Origin of the sequence: Mesonia algae (assembly GCF_003253545.1) — a bacterium.
In the GTDB taxonomy this organism is placed as follows: domain Bacteria; phylum Bacteroidota; class Bacteroidia; order Flavobacteriales; family Flavobacteriaceae; genus Mesonia; species Mesonia algae.
The window spans coordinates 89080-108926 of the sequence record NZ_QKYV01000007.1 but is presented as its reverse complement, the minus strand read 5'-3'; the positions used below and the strand labels follow the sequence as shown (position 1 = coordinate 108926).

Genomic DNA, 19847 nt, shown 5'->3' with positions numbered 1-19847 from the left:
GAATGCCGGTAGTTTAAAAATTTTCAAACCGTATTATTCTCAACTCCGCTCCAATTGATATTCAAACAATTATTTTACTCGTTCTCCTCCCACAAATGTAGCCATTACCTTTGTTTTAGGTATTAATTTTGAATCTACTTGCATTATATCTTGATCCAACACAATAAAATCGGCTACTTTTCCCTTTTCTATACTTCCTTTTTCTTTTTCCTCAAAGTTAGCGTAAGCCGCCCAAATGGTCATACCTCGTAAGGTCTCTTCTCTAGATAAAGCATTTTCTTTTTGAAATCCTCCTTTGGGATATTGGTGAACATCTTGTCTAGCTACTGCTGCATAAAAAGTTAAAAACGGACTTACTTTTTCAACAGGAAAATCGGTTCCCAAAGCAATTTTTCCGGTTTGCTCCAAAAGCTTTTTATAAGCATAAGCATTTTTTAATCGTTTCTCTCCTATTCGTTCTTTAGCCCAATACATGTCACTCGTCGCGTGTGTAGGTTGAACTGATGGTAAAATATTTCCGCCAAAGTATTTAAAATCTTTTTCGTCTATAATCTGGGCGTGTTCTACTCTCCAGCGCTTATTATTTTCGTGTTTTAAAATAGAATCATAAGTTCTTAATACAACAACATTGGCAGAATCTCCAATGGCGTGCGTATTCATTTGATATTCGGTATTACTTATTTTAGCCGCCAGTTTTTTAAACTCATCTATACCAATCACCATAGCTCCAAAATGTTTTTTCTTATCGGAATATGGTTTTTTCAAGGCTGCTCCTCGTGATCCTAAGGCTCCATCGGCATAAACTTTGACAGATCTAACGTGAAGCCTATCTGTTTTCATAATTCCTTTATTCAGAAAATAATCTACGTCCTCTTCTTGATTTTGAACCATAGCATAGAGACGCATTTTTAAATCTCCAGATTTTTGTAAACTATCGATAAGCATTATACTTTCTCTATTTAAACCTGCATCATCTATAGTTGTAAGCCCCAAATTGAAAGCAATTTTTTGAGCTTCTAATAAGCCTTTGATTGCTTGTTCTTTGCTGACTTTTGGAATAATATTATCAACCAAGCTCATAGGGTTATCTATTAAAATTCCTGTCAGTTTTCCTCGCTTTAATTCTACTTCTCCACCTTCTACTTTAGTGTATCTATTAATCCCTGCTAGTTCTAAAGCTTTTTTATTCACTAACATCGCATGACCGTCAATTCGGGTAACTGCAATAGGAATGTTAGGAAATAATTTATCTAAGGTATCTCTTGTGGGGAAATTTTTATCCTCCCAATCGTTTTGATCCCATCCTCTTCCCGTGATAAAACTAACTTGATTCTTTTCTTGAAATTTTATAATACGTTCTACAACCTCATCATAACTTTTAGTATTGGTTAAATCTACTTTTTGAAGTTGTAAACCTAGACCGTAAAAATGTGCATGGGCATCTATAAACCCAGGATAAACCGTACGTCCTTTAGCATCATAAACCTCTTTCCCTTTATATTTTAATTGTAATTCTTCTGCATCGGCTACTTCTATAATTTTCCCATTATTTACAGCAAAACCTTTGGCAATATTAAATTTTCCATCTACAGTGTAGACTTTTGCATTTCTAACAATTAAATCTACTTGTTGCTTCTTTTGACAAGCTTGTAGACTTATTAATACAAAGAGGAATAATATTTTCTTCATGGAAGTTTTTTTTTACAAAAATAAAAAGCGTTTGTCAATGACAAACGCTTTTTAAATCAATATATTCTATTTAACTATTTTTTAATGATTTTATAGGTATCTTCTAAACCATTACCAATTACCCTTACAAAATAAACCCCCGAAGAAAGACTTGAAACATTTAAACTGACCTTTCTTTTTTTATTCCCCTCAACATTGGAAGAAATTAGAGTTTTCCCTTGAAGATTATATACATTTACTTGATTTAAGGGAAGATTAGAATCAATATATAGCTTAGCATCTGTAGGGTTAGGATAAATATTCAATTGAACAATTGTAACATCTTCCTCAACAATCATCTCACAATCATTGTGGAAGCTGTCTCCCATAATTGTCCAGCCTAAATTGTTGGTAAGTTCGTTATGCGCAATTTCATCACAATAAAACAGTTCGTGAGCCCCTAAAACTTTATTGGTAATCCCCAATTGAACAAAGCGCTGCAATACTGCATCGTAATTTTGGATATTTAAACCGCTATTACTAAAGGTTTCACCAAAGTGATCTATATTACTGTTAAAATTCCAAGAAGAAATATCTTGGTTAAAAGAAACTGCTCCCCCAAACATTACCATCATATCTAAAACATTTGAAACATTCCAGTTATCAAGGGGTTGGTTAAAGCTAATTGCTCCTGCAAACATCTCATACATATCGGTTACGTTAGAAACGTTCCAAGTATCAATGGGTTGATTAAATGAATCTGCTCCAGTAAACATATTTGCCATGTTGGTAACGTTGGAAACATCCCAATTGTTGAGGGGGTGGTTAAAAGAACCTGTTCCGGCAAACATACCTCCCATATTCGATACATTTGAAACACCCCAATTAGTTAAGGATTGATTAAACGAGTCTGCTCCCATAAATAATCCTTGCATATTCATTACACTCGAAACGTCCCAACTGTTTAGCGATTGATTAAATGCATCTGCTAAACTAAACATACGACTCATATTGATAACATTCGAAACATCCCAATTATTAAGTGGCTGATTAAAAGTAGTAACACCATCAAACAGAGAGGACATGTTGGTAACGTTGGAAACATCCCAGTGGTTAAGCGGTTGATTAAGGTTTTCGCACTGTGAGAACATCCTGCTCATATCGGTTACCTGGCTTAAATCGGGGACATCAGTTGCGTTAATGATCAGTGGCGCACATCCGTTAAATGCATTTTCCATCGACTGCCATTCAATAATTCCCCATTGCTCAATAGTTTTTAATTTTTCTTCCATACCCGAATTGTAAAAATGTATTCTCGGAAAATCTCCTGTAATACGAACCGTATATGTACCGGGATTCATATACGTGTGGTTGGCATCACCGGTTTGATTACCTAAAGCTGTTCCGTCACCAAAGTCTATGGCATATTGATAACCTGTTCCTGTTGTTGGAATGCTAATATTGAGACCAATGGCATTATCAACTTCCCAAGTGGTAATAAAAGCATCAGGACTAAACAAATTACAATCTACAAATAGTGAATCATCCTCAATTGTCCAGTTTAAATTGGTAATCAATTGATTTCGGGTATTGGTATCGCAATACTCCATTCCATCGGCTCCTAAACTTTTATTAGTTAGGTTTAACGAAACGAATTGTGCTAATAATGAATCATAATTGTAAGTATCTAATCCGCAGCTATCAAGAAAGCCGAGATCATAGGAATTGAACAGTACATTTTGATTGAAATTCCATGAAGATAAGTCTTGATTAAAATCTGTTGCATACCTAAACATGGCTCGCATCAGTTCAACATTAGAAACATCCCAATTATTTATAGCTTGATTAAAAGAAGAAGCCCCATAGAACATCTTATTCATATGAGTTACACTAGAAACATTCCAAGTGTTTAAAGGTTGATTAAAAATATTAGCTCCGTGAAACATATCGCTCATATCGCTAACGCTAGAAACATTCCAATTATCAATGGTTTGGTTAAAAGCGTTTGCATTCTTAAACATAGTAGACATGTTGGTCACACTGGAAACATCCCAATTGCTTAAGGCTTGATTAAAAGAATGTGCTTCCTCAAACATAGCCTGTACATCTGTAACATTAGAAACATCCCAGTTGTTTAAAGCTTGATCAAATAGATATGCTTCTTTAAAAAGTTGGCTCATGTTGGTAATCGTGGAAACATCCCAGCTGTTAAGGTTACCACTATTAAAGCCCGATGCTTCAGCAAACATTCTGGTCATATCGGTAACCAGGCTTAAATCTGGAGTGTCAGTAGCATTTAGAAATAGATAACCACAACCTTTAAATGCCCCTGCCATGGAATGCCATTGAATATCACCCCATTGTTCTACGCTTCTAAGTTTTGCTTGCATACCGAAATTACTGGAAAAATTGATTCGTGGGAAATCACCGGTAATGCTTACGGTGTACGTACCGGGGTTAGCGTATGTATGGCTGGCATCGCTAGTTTGGTTGGTTAGTACGGTGCTATCGCCAAAATCAACTTTATAGTTATAATAGCCACTGCTGTTATTTGTAGGAATGGTGATGCTTAAATCTCCTGCGGTAACTTCCCAGGTAGTAATAAAGGGATCTATTGGAGTGGTGCAGCCTGCGGATGGTGTATCTCCGTTAATAACCCAACCTAAATTGGTAATCAATTGATTTCTTGAAGTAGTATCGCAATATTCCAAGCCATCTGCTCCTAATGCTTTATCATTTAGGTTTAAGGATGCAAATTGTGCTAAGAGCAAATCGTAGTTTTGTACGTCTAAGCCGCTATTTTCAAGAAAACCGACATCATTATAAACATCAAATGAGAGATTTGTATGAAATACCCATGTAGAAATATCTTGATTAAATGCGGAAGCATCGGCAAACATTCCGCCCATAAATTCTACATTGACCACATCCCAACCGGAAATATCCTGGTTAAACGCCGTAGCTTCCAAAAACATTCTGGTCATGTCGGTAACGCTGGAAACATCCCAATTGAATAAACTTTGATTAAAAGCAGGATTCCCACCAAACATATTGCTCATGTTGGTAACGTTGGAAACGTCCCAGATATTTATAGGTTGATTAAAACTTATGGCTAAATTGAACATTCTAGTCATGGTTGTAGCGCTGGAAACATCCCAACTGGATAGGTCTTGATTAAATGCATCAGCGGAAGCGAACATAGATCCAAAATTTTGAACATTAGAAACATCCCAACCAGATATATCTTGATTAAAAACTTCAGCATGCTCAAACATTCCCCCATCACCTACAAAAATTGAATTACCACCCATTTTTACAATGCTCGATACATCCCAATTATTAAGTGGCTGATTAAATGATTGTGTCATGGAAAACATACCCGACATGTCAGTAACGTTTGAAACATCCCAATTATTTATATTTTGATTAAAGCTATATGCTGAAGAAAACATACTCTTCATATTGGTAACACCAGAAACATCCCAGTTATTAAGTGGTTGGTCGAAATCTGTTACATATTCAAACATAAATTCCATATTAATTACATTAGAGACATCCCAATTATTAAGTGGTTGATTAAATAACGATAATTGGCGAAACATAGAACTCATATCGGTAACATTAGAAACATCCCAATTATTAAGCGGCTGGTTAAAATTAGAAGGATAAAATAAACTAGCAAACATAGAACTCATATTAGTAACATTAGAAACATCCCAATTATTAATATTTTGGTTAAAATCGTTAGCATCACGAAACATAGTACTCATATTAGTAACATTAGAAACATCCCAGTTATTTAAAGGCTGATTAAAATCCCATGCACCATCAAACATAGAAGTCATATTGATAATATTAGAAACATCCCAATGGTTGATAGATTGATTAAAAATTCTGCATCCCGCGAACATTTCACTCAAATTTATCACTTGGCTTAAATCGGGAGCATCTGTTGCATTTATCATAAGACTTGGACAATATGAGAACGCAGATTCCATCGATTGCCATTGTATATCTCCCCATTGTTCTACACTTGCAAGTTTTTGACCACTACCATAATTATTGAAAAAATAAATTCTTGGAAAGTCTCCTGTAATACTTACCGTATAAATACCAGCAGTATTGTAAGTGTGAGCTGCATCTCCTGTTTGGTTGTTTAAAACGGTACCATCACCAAAGTCTACGGTATAATTATAATCGAGAGTTACTGATTGATATACTGGAATAGTAATTTCTAAGTCATTGTTAGTTACCTCCCAAGTGGTAATAAAAGCTTGGTTTTGGGCACTTACAAAAGAAACTGAAAGTAATAGAAATAGTGTGATGTAAAAATATTTCATAAACAGATAAGTTAAATGACTGAGATTGAGATAGCAATATAACTATATTTTCTATATTGTATTTAATTAACATAAATCATATTAGATTTGTTAAAACCGGACTAGTACAAAATTTACTTATTTTAATTTTAGATACTTACCAAAATTTCAACTATGAAGACTTCAAAAATTTTCAATAAACTTATATCCCTTTTAGTGGTAGTTATTTTTATTCCTGAACAAGTCTCTGCTCAGCAAAACGATTATGACTGGTCATGGGCAGTACGTGGCGGAGGAAAGCGAGATATGGCTCCCAACAACGGGAACAGTTTTAGTTTTGATAATTCTCAAAAAGTAAGACATATCGCCATAGATAAGGACAATAATTATTATTTTGTTGCCGATGTAGGCAGTGAGACCACTCCGGGAAGCGAACCTACCTTTGGGAACATACCCAATGACACCATCCCTATTGCCACGTACAATGAATCCAATGGAATGTTATCGAGTTACAATGCTAGGGATACTTATTTGGTTTCCACTACCTGCGATGGAACCTTTAGGTGGCAAAAAACCATTGGAGGAGGTGGACAAATATTTGCAAATGGCTTGGCCACCGACGAAGAAGGAGGCGTTTATATTGCTGGGTATATTTTACAGCCACCAAGTGCTACTGTACCTATCCATTATGATCAAGATAGTATAAAAACATCGGTTAACCTTGACAAGCATGTGTACTTAATGAAATATGATACCCAAGGAAATTTTCAATGGCTTAAGGAACCACAACCCGATCCAACAGATCCCACATGGGGAGCTGTTTCGGGAGGAGAACTTGAGGTTGAGGATGACGGTACCATCCATTGGAGAATTACATTAGATCCTGGGGCATCGTTTGAAAATGGAAGTATTATTGCGGAAGACCATTATTTTGCTCCCTTGAATATGCAAGTGGGAGATACAGGAGTGGTACGTTATGATAAAAATGGAACTTTTCTTGGTTATACCCGTTTTGATGCAAAGGGATTTTTACATTTCGGTTGGGTTCAATCTAGTAGAACAAGATTTGCTTATGATCCTTCCAATAACAGATATTATATGGTGGCTCGTGGTTGGGCGGGGTCATCCCCCGTACATCCCATTATAATCAATGGAGTGGAGCTAACTGGAGCGTATTATATCGCTGCTTTTGATGCAACCGATGGTAGTTCCATTTGGTGGCACGAATATAGTGCAAACTCTGGTGGAACTTGGCTCAGGATAAGTGATGTAGCATTAGATGATCAAGGTAATGTTTATTTAACAGGAACTTTTAGGGGTGCCATGTTTAACGACCCAGACCATTCTTTCGCAGGATATGTTTTTAGTAATTTGTTGTCAGAGCCATATTGTATGAAACTAGACAGTAACGGTCAACATGTATGGACGAGTATGCCCGACGGCGCTGCACGGGCACCAGACCGTGTAATCGTTAGTGGAGATGAGGTTTTTTTAGGTCAAGGCTATGTTTCCTTTGGAGGTGGTGGTCACTACTGGGATAATGCTTATTTTGAGCGTCCTTCGGGACATGGTACCGATCCCGTGGTTATTCGTTTAGATAAAACCACAGGAGAGGGAATAGAAATCCACGATATTATGAGTTCTGGTTTTGGGCACGATGACGTAATAACAGCCCTTGAAGTAGATAAATTGGGAAATATTGTAGTAGGTGGTTATATGCAAAGTGACTGGCTCTTTGATGCTCATCCTACCGTGCCACGAATGTATAAGAAAAATGGCAACGATCATGACTTCTTTCTCGCGCAACTGGCCAAAGATGGTGTAAACTGTAGTGATTTTGTATTAAACACAGCGGTAAACGTATTGCCTAAGGTAGAATTATGGCCTAATCCAACTACAGGAAGGGTTCATTTAAAATCAAGAGAAGGTTTTGAAAATATAAAAGTATTTGATGTATTGGGGCGTTTAGCTCTCCCCAACAATAGCCTTACAAAAAACCAAAAATCGATAAGCCTAGATTTAAATTCTTTACCTACTGGAGTTTATTTTATACAGGTTTCTATGAAAGGACAAAGGCAAACTTTTAAAGTGATTAAGAAATAATTTTCTTTCAATATGAAATAACAACCCCTGAAGTTTTAGACTTCAGGGGTTGTCACAGACCTTAAAATACTTCTCCTACCAATCAAATTGATAACTAGCTCCTGCCATAACTTGTAAACCTTGTGTTGGGTAACCTAACCAAGGTCTGTAGTTTTCGGTTAATAAGTTATTCCCACGAGCAAATAAAGAAAGTCGGTCGTTTAATTTGTAGCCTACTCGCAAGTTGGCATCTAAGTAAGCATCCATTGTTCCTTTGGTTTGGTAAGTGCTTTGTAAACCTTGAAAGTCTAAATAAACATTACGTTCTCCTACGGCAAACATACTCGCACCTGCAAACCACTTTTCGGTAATTTGATAATCTAAAGCTAACGAACCTTCAAACTCAGGTAAATTCCAAACCTCATCTTGTGTATCTGCGCTATAGTTATTATAAGTTCCGTTAAGTCTCACATTAAAATCATCACTTAATGCAAATTGCAGTTCTCCAAAAAAGGAAACCGTCGTGACGTCATCATAAACCACTCCGAATGAATTGAAATTTTCGTAACCTTCCTTTGGAGTATTTCCTGTTGCTACATAAGGATTGTGAATAAACATAGGTTTATTGACTTCAGACTTATAGCTTCCGCGGATGTTATAACTTATTTGATCTGTAAATTTCCCTTTTCCTCCAAGGTAAATATCATATTGCTTATCGGTTGGGGCTACTAGTAAGGTTGGAGAAACAAACGGATTTTCTTGTACGAATTCATAATATGTATTTTGCTTTAATTCTCCTTCCGCTCCAGCGTAAGCGATAAAATAATCTCCCGCTACACGGTAACTCCCTGTCACTTTTGGATACAAATACAGGTTATTGTCTTCATTTTCTATATCCATAGAATACACCAACTGAGCTCCTAAGTTTACAGAAAGGTCTTCATTTTGTATTTGAATGCTTGGTGCTACACCTAAATTAAAGAAACCGTATTGATTGCTTACGGGAAGGTTTTCATAGCTTTCATCAAAGTTTCCATTTACAAAGTCAAAAGAAAGCTCTGTCCCAATAAGTTGTTCTACAACCGGAAATTCTAACTTCGGAGTCCATTTTACATGGTTTTCACCGCTTCCAAAATTATCACCAAATCTTCTGTATTTAAACTTAGCTTCATCAAAAATCCCTTGTTCCATATCTATATTTGCGCCAAATGTCGCAGCATAATAAGAATGTTGAGGATCGATTCCTGCTAATTCAATCTCTGTGGGTTGGAAATAATCTGGAATTCCATACCAGTTATAAACTTGGTGCTGAAAACCAGCATCTACTCCCCAAGTAAAATTACGTTGTTGAGCTTTATAACCTATTTCTAAGCCAGTATCATAAAACTTATCATCTAGACGAGCTTCATCTATTCCTCCTTGAGAAGAGTTATGCACCAAACCAATAGAAACTTCTTTTCCTCTATCTAAGTTAATGGTGCTGTAAAACTCTGCCGCAATGTTAGAGTAATTACCAAAGCCTAAAGAAGCATAATTATCATAGAGTCGTGGCATAGATTTTCTAGTGACTCCAGCAGCTGTACCTTTTGCAGGTGTAAAAGTTGAAGCTACAGGGAACGAAAAAATATCGTAAGAAACTTGTTTCTTTTTGTTTTCTGTAGAGTCATTTATTACTGGAGTTTGCTTTACCTTAAACGCGTCACTTACGGTAGGCGAATACGGTTTTACAATAATGAGCCTTTCGGTATCGATATCGCCTTCCTCATCTTCTTGAGCAAAAACTACTCCTGTGAATAAAAAAGTGATACTGTATAAAAATACTTTACTTAATGAAATGCGTTGCATATAAGAAAGATTAGTTTGTGTTTAAAATTAGTTTTGCTCTGTTTCTGTTTCTACAGAAGAATTGGTTTTAGCTTCTTCGGTTTTAATACGAATCAATTCTGCTTTAGCTTCTTCTACCACTTCTGGAAAAGCTTCAAAATTATTGATAACATTTTCTAAAATATAGGTGGCTTGATAAGCATCTTCAAGATCATAAAAGTTTTTAGCCATAATTACTAGACCTTTTGCTCCATACATTTTATAGCCTGAAAAATCTTTTGCCAACACCTGAACGGCAGCATTTGATTCTTTAAATTTAGAATCTTTTCTTAAGAAATAAGCCTCGTAATATTGTGCTTCGGCTGCTAGTTCACCTTTGGCAATTTTTTGAACTTCTTGGTAAGCGCTTTTAGCTCGAGTTTCATCTCCCGTCTTAATCGCAGATCTTGCAATAAACACTTGCGCATCACTTTTTACTTGATTTTCTATCTTTCCATTTTGTAAAACACGCTCTGCATATACAATGGTTTGTGCATAATCTTCTTGTTGATAGTAAGATTTCATTAGATTAGATTGTGCAAATGTGATGTTTTGAGGAAAATCTGCCTCAGTTTCTAAACGTTTTAAAACTGGAATTGCTTTTTGATAATTTTTTTGCTCTAAATAAATCTGTGATAATCTTGCCAAAGCTTGCTCTGTAAACTCACTTCTTGGTTGCTGAATCACATAATTGTAATGCGGCGCAGCTTCTGCTTTCTTATCGGTTTTAAATTGCAATTGAGCTAAGTAAAAGTTGGCCGAAGTTGCGTGAAGTCCGTTAGGGAATTCTTGTAAATACTTATCAAAACCTTTTATGGCAGGATTAGTATTGTTTTGAATAAACTGTTGCTCTGCCGCCTCGTAAGTAGCATTATCGATATCAGAATCGGCTACCTCAACAAAATCTAAATTCTGCACCCAACTAGCATATTCATCGGTTCTACCTAAGTCTACATAAATACCTCGCGCCGTTTTTACCGCTTGTACCGCTTCATTGGTGTTTGGATAATCTGCAACTACTTTTTTGAATTTAGTTAAGGCTTTATCGCTTTCATTTCCGTTATAGAAAATTAATCCTTGTTTCAATAATGATTTAGAAACAAAAGAACTAGATGGGGTTTCACTTTGTAATCTATCGTACGCTTTTAACGCTGCCGCGGAATTTTCTTCAGCCACGTAGGTGTTTCCTAATTCGTAAAGAGCGTCATCTTTGTAAATACTCTTTGGATATTTTGAAACAAAGCTTTCTAGATCTCTAATTTTATCTTGGTTTTTATTTACAAAACCATAACTGATGGCTTTTTGGAAATAAGCATAGTCAGAATCAATTCCTTTTAAAGCAATCGATTTGTTGTAAGCTTCCATCGCTGGCCAATAATTACTCGTTACAAAATGACTGTCTCCCAATCTTAGGTAAGCATCATTTTTTTGAGTTAACGGAATATTGTTTTTTTCCGCGTAAGCGTTAAAATGACTAATCGCATTCGCATATTCTTTCTTTTTAAAATACACATACCCAATGTTATAATCTATAGCTTTAAACTCTTCAGTTGGTTTGGCTGCGGTCATTCCCATAAACTCCTTGTAGCCAATTAATGCCGACTGGTAATTTTCTAAATTATAATCACTTTCTGCTTTCCAATAGGTGGCTTTTGCCGTAAAAGCGGCATCGTTTCTTTCTTTAAGCGATTTATTAAAATGTACTAAAGCCGCCGAATAATTTCCTTCATTATACAACTCTGTTCCTCTATAATAAGCTACTTTTTGATAAACCAACTTGTCGTTATACTTGTTACTTCCTTCTAAAATGCTAAGTGCTTTTTGGTAGTTTTTAGAAGTGATGTAAGAATCTATTAATAGTTTTTCTATTTCCGTCGTAGCGGAATTATTAGGGTATTTTTCTAAAAAAGCGGTAAGTACTTCTGGAATACTTTTGTAGTTATTCCCAATCTCGTAGCTCAATTTAGCATAATTTAAAGCAGCATCTTCCTGAATTTTTTCATCAAAATTCATTTCCGAAGCATTCTTAAACGCATTTAATGCTTGTTGCTTTTGGTTTAACTCTACATAAGATTCTGCTAGATGGTAATAGGCGTTTTGTGCCACGTGATTTTGGCCATCAATAATTTTATTAAACTCATTGATCGCATTTTGATATTCTCCTTGTTTATAATAAGCATACCCTAATTGGTAATAATCGGTATTATTCCATTTACCGCGCTTACCTTGATATTCTTTTAAATAAGGAATAGCCTGGTCGTATTGTTCTAAATTAAAATAACTTTCTCCAATAATTTTATTAAGTTCAGATTTTTCTTGACGGTTAGAACGATCTAATTGAGCTTTCCCTAATTCTATCGCTTTCTCGAATTTTCCTAGCTTAAAGTTCATATCACTCTGAAAGTAAGAAAGAGATTTATCTAACCTCCCATCCCCTTTTACCTCCTCAAACATATCGTTTGCCTCTTGGTAATCGTCGCCTTCATAAGCAATAAACCCAAGGTAATATTTAGCTTGAGAACCATATTCCTTACTGTCTCTTACTCTATTAAAGTACGTCTTAGCTTCTTTTTTTCTCCCTGCTTTAAAATAAGCATAACCGTTATTAAAATTAAATTCTTGCTGCTCTGCTCTAGAAAGACCTGCAGTATCTACTTTTTCATACCATTGTCTTGCTCTATTATAATCGCCATTATTAAAATAATAATTTGCTACATTTATATAAGCAGAATTACGCTTGGTGCTCGTAGGATGTTCATTTACAAAATCCTCCATCAAAGCATCGGCATTAGATTGGTTTAATCTTACGGCACAAATAGCAACGTAATAAGCACAATCGGCTTTGAGCTCTAAGCTACTTACTTCTTGCTCTACTTTTTGAAATAAAGTTTGAGCTGCTTTGTACTGGTTGTTTTCAAAAAGCACCATAGCTCTATTGTAATCTGCAAAATCGTTCGTGTATATGGCGGTTTGCTGACTCATTACTGGTACCGAAACACTTGCCGTTAAGGCCAAACAAAGACTTATTTTCTTTAACATGCAGCTAAATTTAATTATTATTTAATGGATCAAATATAGTGGAATTGCTATTTTGATAACGAAACTTTGTTGTGATAATTATGTTAATGTTAAACAAATCTTCTTAGATAGATTTTTAAGCCTTGTTTTTTCTTTACAAATATTCAATTACCTTTAAGCCTTAAAACTTTTAGTATGTCAAACCCTATTTTAGAACTCAAGAATGCTGCGGTTTACCAAAGAGAAAACCTTATTCTTTCTGATGTGAACGTAGAAATTAATAAAGGTGATTTTGTTTACCTTATCGGAAAAACAGGTACTGGTAAAAGTAGTTTTATGAAAACGCTTTACGGAGATATTCCGCTAAAAGAGGGAGAAGGGAGTATCGTAGGCTTTGATTTAAGACAACTAAAAGAAAAAAACATTCCGTTTTTAAGAAGAAAATTGGGTGTAGTCTTTCAAGATTTCAAATTATTGAATGATCGCACGATTAAAGACAATCTTATGTTTGTTTTAAAAGCTACGGGTTGGAAGGAGAAAAAAGCGATGGAAAGCAAAATCGATCAGGTTTTAGATAAAGTGGGAATGAAAACTAAAAACTTTAAATACCCTTATCAGCTTTCTGGTGGTGAGCAACAACGTATTGCCATAGCGCGTGCGTTATTAAATGACCCTGAGTTAATTTTAGCCGATGAGCCTACAGGAAATTTAGATCCGCAAACTTCTGTTGAAGTCATGGAAGTTTTACAAGAAATTAACCGTAACGGTAACACCATACTTATGGCTACACACGATTATGCACTTCTCTTGAAATACCCATCAAAAACATTGAAATGCGACGGACAAAAAGTATTTGAAGTAGTACAGAAAACTGCATAATTTATAATGAAAGTTTTATGTATAAGCTATTATGATAAATTTTCTCGTTTTTTTATAGGCATAGAAAAAGAGTTAAAAAAAACAACTCCATCTACTCAGTTTGAAATATTAAGCCTTTACCCTAGTGGGTATTTTTACAGTTTATTTAGAGGAGTTACCTCTACACTAGCTTCTTTTAAATGTTGGCTTAGTGCTCATAAAAACAGAAGAAAATATGCTTCAATACTTTCGCAAAAAAAACCAGTTTATAGAGAATTTGATTTAGATAGGTTAATCGAATATCAAATTAAATTAAACAAGAATATAAAAAGAGAATCACTTCTCCTGCAGGCGATAGAATATATTAATTTTATTGATAAAAAAACAACTACCTCCCCAGATGTAATTCTTCTTATAGGTGATTCTAGATTACTTATAGACATTACCAAAATCATTGCCAAAAGAAAAGACATCAAGACTTACTTTATAGAACAAGGTCCGTACAAGACTACTTTTTTTGATACTAAAGGCGTTAATGCAAATGCTTCAATTGCTGGTTACCAGCCTGAAATTACAGAAAATCGTAGTTTTAAGAAGGAAAAAATAAATCAGTTTATAAATAGAATAAAAGATAAAAAGTACAACCGGCTCCCATTCTACAGAGGATTAGATCATATATTAGAGTTTTTGATTCAACATACCGTTTTATTGCCTCCAGACTTAAAAAATCCTACGACAAAAACATATAAAAAAGCACATTTATTAAAAGACCTCAAACTTGTTGAGAAAGAAAAAAATGTATTTCTATTAATTTGTCAAGTTCCTTTTGATGTTAACCTTACGCACCACAGTCCGTTTTACAGCAGTCACACTCAAATTTTAAAAGACGTTTATACACATCTCCCTGAAGACAGTGTTTTGATAGTTAGGGAGCATCCTTTATATAAGAAAAAATATGCAAAAGAGTTTTATGAATTCATATCTACGAGATCTGGTATTTATATTGACACCAACAAAAGTTTTGACGAAGTTTTAGAAAAAACCCATGCGGTTATTGTAAATAATTCAACTGTAGGATTAGAAGCTATAATAAAAGGTAAACCTGTACTTGCCTTGGGAAACTCTTATTACGATCGAAGCGGAATGTGTTTAAAGCTTCAACATAAAAATGAATTAAAAGAATTATTAAAAGAAGTACTTCACTTTTCCGCAGAAGAAAACAAAATAGATAATTATCTTTATGAACTCTTTACGAATCACTTAATTAAAGGACATATTATTGATAAAAACCTAAATGCAGCAAAGCAAATTGCTCATCAATTAAAAACTTTAACCCTTTCTAAATAAATTAAGTATGGCTTTTTTCTCTGTCGTTATTCCTTTATATAATAAAGAAGATCAAGTCAAAAAAACTTTGGAAAGTGTTCTATCTCAAAATTTTGAAGATTTCGAAGTGATTATTGTGGATGACGGTTCTACAGATGCTAGCTTCTCTGTAGTTAAAAGCTTCACTGACCCAAGAATTAAGTTATTTCAGCAAAAAAACAACGGGGCATCTTCAGCGAGAAATTTTGGAATTAGTAAATCTAATAGCGAATATATTGCACTAATTGACGCTGATGATACTTGGAATAATAATCATTTAGAAGAGTTCTATAAAAGTATAAAGCTATTTCCTCAAGCTTCATTTTTTTGTAATGCATATCAGTTAAAATTACGAGAAAATTACACACATAACGCCACATATAATTTACAAGAACAACATAAAATCCAAATTGTTGAAGATTACTTTAAAGCAAGTATAATTCATCCGTTGGCAATGACTTCGGGCGTAGCTTTCACAAAACAATCTTTCTTAGATATTGGTAGTTTTAATACCACGATTTCTTCTGGACAAGATATTGATTTGTGGATTAGATTTGCTTTGCAAAAGACGATAGTTTTTAATCCTGCTGTTACAGCATGTTATGATAAAACGGTACCTAACAGCCTATCTAAAAAACAGCTAAGAAAGGTTAAGTATGAATTTCTAAATTCATATAAAGAAGCTGAACACACAAATGCTTCTTTTAAAAAATACCTAGACCTAAATCGATATGCTGTAGCAATACATTGTAAATATCATAATGATACTGAGGTTTTAAATAAGTTTTTAAAAGTAATTGACCCCGAATCTCTCAACGCCAAACAACGTTTCTTATTAAAGCTTCCTAATTTTACATTAATAGGCTTAAAAAAGTTTCAATTATTACTTATTAGAAAAGGTATTTATTTAACAGCTTTTAGGTAGAAGAATTACTCATTTTCTTAACATCGATAATTGCCTGATATCCTAACCTATATTTTTCAATTATAGAAGAGGCTTTAATATGTTTTTTTCTAATCAAAAAAAATAAAAATTTTAGCATCCAAAGTAAACTCAAATTACCGTATTCGACATATTTCGCAGCAGCACGTGCACGTATAAATCGGTTAGATGCGGGGTTTGATGTTGAGCTTTCATCAGCATGACTTACTATGAATTTTGGAATGTGAAAAGCTATAATTTGTTTTGACAGGAGTTCTTTTAAAAACAAATCTTCTTCTCCAGATTCAAAATAAGAACCTAAACCAAACAGTTCATTAAAAAAAATTGTGTTCTCCACTATAATTTCTCTTTTTAATGTAACTTCTATGGAAGAAAGTGGTGTTTCTTTTCTCTTTTTAATAATTTCTCTTTCTTGGTTATTATAGGTCTTGTAAGGTTTGTCACTAAAATTTTTTGCTTGAAAAGAAATTAAACCTGCTGCAGGGTATTTACAATGACCTTGGGCTACAGTATTAACAAAACCTTTTAAATAAACCACGTCATCATCTGCTATAACACAAATTGGTTTTATAGCATTTTTTATAGCAAGGTTTCTACTTTTTGATAAACCTTTTTCCTCACTATTTATAACTCGTATATTAGAAAGATTAGAGGTTAATTGATGGTGAGCATCGGTTTGGTTAATAATTAAAATATGAAGTTTGCTAATATCATTATTAATAAACATAGCTTCTAAAAAACTAAATGAAGTTCTTTTCATGGTAGAAACTAAAACTTCTACATCATCTACATTATATGTAGATATTTTTATTGAATTATTCCTCATTACTTTCCCAATCATAATTATCAAAATCTAAATTCTCACCTATAATTCTTGTTTTGGGTATAAATTTTTCAGAAAAAATACTTTTGTCATTTTTTTTTCCTGTGAAATCTATTTGAGATAAATCTGCCAAACTATGAATAAAGTCATCTAACACATAAGGTCTTTTCAAATCTATATGCAATTTATTCTCTGCTTTAAATTTATCTGATTGCCATAATAAAAATGGAATTTCAAACATTCCTTTTGTAGGATTGTCATCTAAATGCCCTGCAAAATCTCTTACTTCATACATTTCTTCCCCATGGTCAGCAAAGTAAAAAACATAACTTGATTCATTCTTTTGTTCTACCTTTTTTATTACTTGTTCTATAATATAATCATTGTATAAAATAGCATTATCATAATCATTTCTTCTAGATAAAGCTAAAGCGGAATTAAACTTACTCTTAGGTTTTTTGGTGAATTTTTTAAATTTTTCGGGAAAGCGATCTTTATATTTTAAGTGCGTTCCAAGAATATGCAATACAACAAATTTTTTGGGTGCTGGGTCCCTTAGAGCTTTCTCTAAATATGGCAATAACACTTCGTCATAAGGTGTTGTAGAACCCGAAATAGCAGAATTTGTATAGTTATAAACGTTTGAAGCTTTAGAAATTTTTGTAACTAAGCTCTCAAAAGGACCAATTGGTCGTTGATTAGATAACCAAAATGTTTTAAAGCCTGCTTGATTCATCAATTGTATTATTGAAGCTTCTTCTTGTTTTTTAAAATTATTTAGGGTCAATGCTTCTTTTAAAGAACCTATAGTATAAGCGTGGGAACTTATAACATTATCATAAATTAATATATCTTTTCTTCGTTTCTCTATATTAGGGGTGGTTTGACGATAGTATCCGTAGACTCCTAAGTGATTTTTATTCGTAGATTCCCCAATTATCAATACATAAGTTGCCTGTTTATTTTTTGTTTTATGTTCTACATTAACAAAACTACCTACTGGTTTATCTATATGAAAAGCCTGCATTTTTTTTTGCTCATCATAGTATTCGTAAGAAGCTTTAAATAATAAATATGGGAAATTTGGCACAATAAGTTTAGTCACTTTTAAAGTGACCAGAATAACAATGAAAAACCCTCCAGCTAAAAATTTCTTCTTTTTACTTAAAAGGATTAAATTGAAAAAACTAGACTTATTTCTAAAAAATAGAAATAAGCAACACGTTAAACTTCCAAAAAATAAAATTATTGGAGTGTCTATATAAAATTGTAAAAACTCTTTAGCTTCAGCAATATTCGTTTCTAAAGCAATAAAAATAGCTGATGCACTGAATTGAGTTTTAAAAAGGCTATAAAATGCAGTTTCAAAAAAAAGACATATCAGGAAGACTACATAATAAATAGACTGTAATATATATTGAATTTTTACTGAGTTAAACCATAATACTGTCAGTAGCATAGCAATTGCGAACAGAATATTTTCAAAAAAATTTTCTAGTCTTGAAAAATTAAATTCAGTAAAAAAAAATTCATAAAAAAATGTAATCAAAACAGGAAGTAACCAAATGATTATAAACCGATATTTTGTATTCCTTAGATTCATTTTCATTATTTTGATTGGTTAAAAAGTGGTTTTCTAAAGATAAATAAAACGAGTAAAAAGTATAAAAAATTGATAGATGCATGTGCATACATCACCCCTTTTAATCCAAAAATATCTAATAAGTAAATACTAAATACATACAAACCTATAGCTAAAAATAAATCGGTTACAAGAAACCTTTTTACTTGTCTTTTGGCGTGCATTTGATAGGTCATGACCAATGCCAAAATATAAAAAAAATCTCCTATTAACTGACCTAAAAACAAACCTTGAATAGGTAAAAATTCTTGAGAATAGACTATTCTTATGATATAATATCTCAGCGCATAAATAATAATTAAACCTACTCCATAAAATGGAATAATTAATTTATAAAATTCTAATACTGTTTCTTTAAAGCTATTTTGATTATTTGCAGAAGATAATTTGGGTAATACGTATAAGTTAATTATAGAAACCATAAGGAGTATATAGTGAGAGGATAATCTACTCATGGCTTCCCAATAACCAGCATCAGTATTGGACAATCCTACCATAATTTCTCTTCTAATACCTAAGTAAACTAATGGAAACGTAATACTAGAAATTAAAGTCATTAACCCATATTTAGACAAGCTAAAAACTATCTTTTTAGGAAAATAAAAAAGCTTTAAATTTCTAAAAAGGTAATAATAAGGTTTAGCGTAATAAAGTGTGATTATAAATTGAATAGTTGATAGTAAAATAACGGTTACAAACGCACCTTCTAATTCTAAAAAATATAATAATACAGAGAATAAAGCTAAATTAAAAATACTCGTAATTATATTAATAGAAATCACTTTTTTAAAGTCTGATAGACCTTGAAGTATAGATAAAATAAAAAGGTTAAGTGTATTTATAGGAAGACTAAATGCTATTAGATTTATTATCCAGATATACGAATTGGTTTGAAAGATGTAGAACGAAACCTCATTACTAAATAATAATAAAAATACACTAACAACTACACTCACTAATAAACCTAAACTAAAAAAAGTATTGGTTAGAATTTGCAATAGCTTCTTCTTTTCTTTTCCGTTCGCAGTAAGGCTTACAACTCCTTTTTGGATTCCTGAAGAAGCTATAGTGTTAATTACACTTTGACCATTTCTTAAGTTTCCTATGAGTGCAATACCTACTGGTCCTAAAAAATAGGCTGTAAGCTTAGAGATGATTAAACCTGTAATCATTTTAACTAAAATAGCTCCACTATTTAGTGAAGTCACTTTTAGTAAAGGATTTTCTTTTATAAAGTTTATAAACTTTGGGTACATCTAACTAAAT

The 19847-nt window shown here is 33.3% G+C and carries 11 protein-coding genes; 4 read left to right on the top strand and 7 right to left on the bottom strand.

From position 1 onward, the window contains the following. Nucleotides 1-69: 69 nt before the first annotated feature. Both LX95_RS12390 and LX95_RS12385 read right to left on the bottom strand, forming a co-directional pair. A complete protein-coding gene (locus LX95_RS12390) occupies nt 70-1689 on the bottom strand; it encodes an amidohydrolase (RefSeq protein WP_111541776.1) in 1620 nt (539 codons plus the stop codon). A gap of 74 nt (nt 1690-1763) precedes the next feature. After that, nucleotides 1764-6008: a BspA family leucine-rich repeat surface protein gene (locus tag LX95_RS12385; protein ID WP_111541775.1), complete on the bottom strand. Its 4245-nt coding sequence runs from the start codon at nt 6006-6008 to the stop codon at nt 1764-1766. A gap of 153 nt (nt 6009-6161) precedes the next feature. Here LX95_RS12385 and LX95_RS12380 point away from each other — a divergent pair, with 153 nt between their 5' ends. Next, a complete protein-coding gene (locus tag LX95_RS12380) occupies nt 6162-8090 on the top strand; it encodes a T9SS type A sorting domain-containing protein (RefSeq protein ID WP_111541774.1) in 1929 nt (642 codons plus the stop codon). A gap of 75 nt (nt 8091-8165) precedes the next feature. On the opposite strand, the gene LX95_RS12375 is transcribed toward LX95_RS12380, so the two are convergent. Together LX95_RS12375 and LX95_RS12370 are read right to left on the bottom strand one after the other, a co-directional pair. Continuing rightward, nucleotides 8166-9914, bottom strand: a complete 1749-nt coding sequence (locus tag LX95_RS12375; protein ID WP_111541773.1) for a TonB-dependent receptor — start codon at nt 9912-9914, stop codon at nt 8166-8168. 27 nt (nt 9915-9941) lie between these two features. Further along, entirely contained in the window at nt 9942-12971 is a 3030-nt protein-coding gene (locus tag LX95_RS12370) for a tetratricopeptide repeat protein (protein ID WP_111541772.1), read from the bottom strand. 174 nt (nt 12972-13145) lie between these two features. Between LX95_RS12370 and LX95_RS12365 the strand changes: the two genes are divergently transcribed. Genes LX95_RS12365 through LX95_RS12355 form a run of 3 tightly spaced genes read left to right on the top strand, consistent with a single transcriptional unit; the run spans nt 13146 to nt 16098 of the window. Next, nucleotides 13146-13829, top strand: a complete 684-nt coding sequence (locus LX95_RS12365; RefSeq protein WP_111541771.1) for a cell division ATP-binding protein FtsE — start codon at nt 13146-13148, stop codon at nt 13827-13829. A gap of 6 nt (nt 13830-13835) precedes the next feature. Then, a complete protein-coding gene (locus LX95_RS12360) occupies nt 13836-15155 on the top strand; it encodes a capsular polysaccharide export protein, LipB/KpsS family (RefSeq protein WP_111541770.1) in 1320 nt (439 codons plus the stop codon). A gap of 7 nt (nt 15156-15162) precedes the next feature. Next, on the top strand, nt 15163-16098 hold the full coding sequence (locus LX95_RS12355; protein ID WP_111541769.1) for a glycosyltransferase family 2 protein: 936 nt from the start codon (nt 15163-15165) through the stop codon (nt 16096-16098). Here LX95_RS12355 and LX95_RS12350 read toward each other — a convergent pair. The 3 genes from LX95_RS12350 to LX95_RS12340 all read right to left on the bottom strand — a co-directional run bounded on the left by LX95_RS12350 (nt 16091) and on the right by LX95_RS12340 (nt 19837). Continuing rightward, entirely contained in the window at nt 16091-16942 is an 852-nt protein-coding gene (locus LX95_RS12350; protein ID WP_170116616.1) for a glycosyltransferase family A protein, read from the bottom strand. The two genes, LX95_RS12355 and LX95_RS12350, sit on opposite strands and share 8 nt — an antisense overlap. Continuing rightward, nucleotides 16932-18398: a sulfatase-like hydrolase/transferase gene (locus tag LX95_RS12345; protein ID WP_170116615.1), complete on the bottom strand. Its 1467-nt coding sequence runs from the start codon at nt 18396-18398 to the stop codon at nt 16932-16934. The genes LX95_RS12350 and LX95_RS12345 overlap by 11 nt, the downstream gene beginning before the upstream one ends. Before the next feature lie 149 nt (nt 18399-18547). After that, entirely contained in the window at nt 18548-19837 is a 1290-nt protein-coding gene (locus tag LX95_RS12340; RefSeq protein WP_111541766.1) for an O-antigen translocase, read from the bottom strand. Between the last annotated feature and the right edge of the window lie 10 nt (nt 19838-19847).

What these genes read in the sequence shown, in the direction of transcription:
- LX95_RS12390 (WP_111541776.1), bottom strand. Translation starts at nt 1,689, where the DNA reads ATGAAGAAAATATTATTCCTCTTTGTATTAATAAGTCTACAAGCTTGT.
- LX95_RS12385 (WP_111541775.1), bottom strand. Translation starts at nt 6,008, where the DNA reads ATGAAATATTTTTACATCACACTATTTCTATTACTTTCAGTTTCTTTT.
- LX95_RS12380 (WP_111541774.1), top strand. Translation starts at nt 6,162, where the DNA reads ATGAAGACTTCAAAAATTTTCAATAAACTTATATCCCTTTTAGTGGTA.
- LX95_RS12375 (WP_111541773.1), bottom strand. Translation starts at nt 9,914, where the DNA reads ATGCAACGCATTTCATTAAGTAAAGTATTTTTATACAGTATCACTTTT.
- LX95_RS12370 (WP_111541772.1), bottom strand. Translation starts at nt 12,971, where the DNA reads ATGTTAAAGAAAATAAGTCTTTGTTTGGCCTTAACGGCAAGTGTTTCG.
- LX95_RS12365 (WP_111541771.1), top strand. Translation starts at nt 13,146, where the DNA reads ATGTCAAACCCTATTTTAGAACTCAAGAATGCTGCGGTTTACCAAAGA.
- LX95_RS12360 (WP_111541770.1), top strand. Translation starts at nt 13,836, where the DNA reads ATGAAAGTTTTATGTATAAGCTATTATGATAAATTTTCTCGTTTTTTT.
- LX95_RS12355 (WP_111541769.1), top strand. Translation starts at nt 15,163, where the DNA reads ATGGCTTTTTTCTCTGTCGTTATTCCTTTATATAATAAAGAAGATCAA.
- LX95_RS12350 (WP_170116616.1), bottom strand. Translation starts at nt 16,942, where the DNA reads ATGAGGAATAATTCAATAAAAATATCTACATATAATGTAGATGATGTA.
- LX95_RS12345 (WP_170116615.1), bottom strand. Translation starts at nt 18,398, where the DNA reads ATGCTACTGACAGTATTATGGTTTAACTCAGTAAAAATTCAATATATA.
- LX95_RS12340 (WP_111541766.1), bottom strand. Translation starts at nt 19,837, where the DNA reads ATGTACCCAAAGTTTATAAACTTTATAAAAGAAAATCCTTTACTAAAA.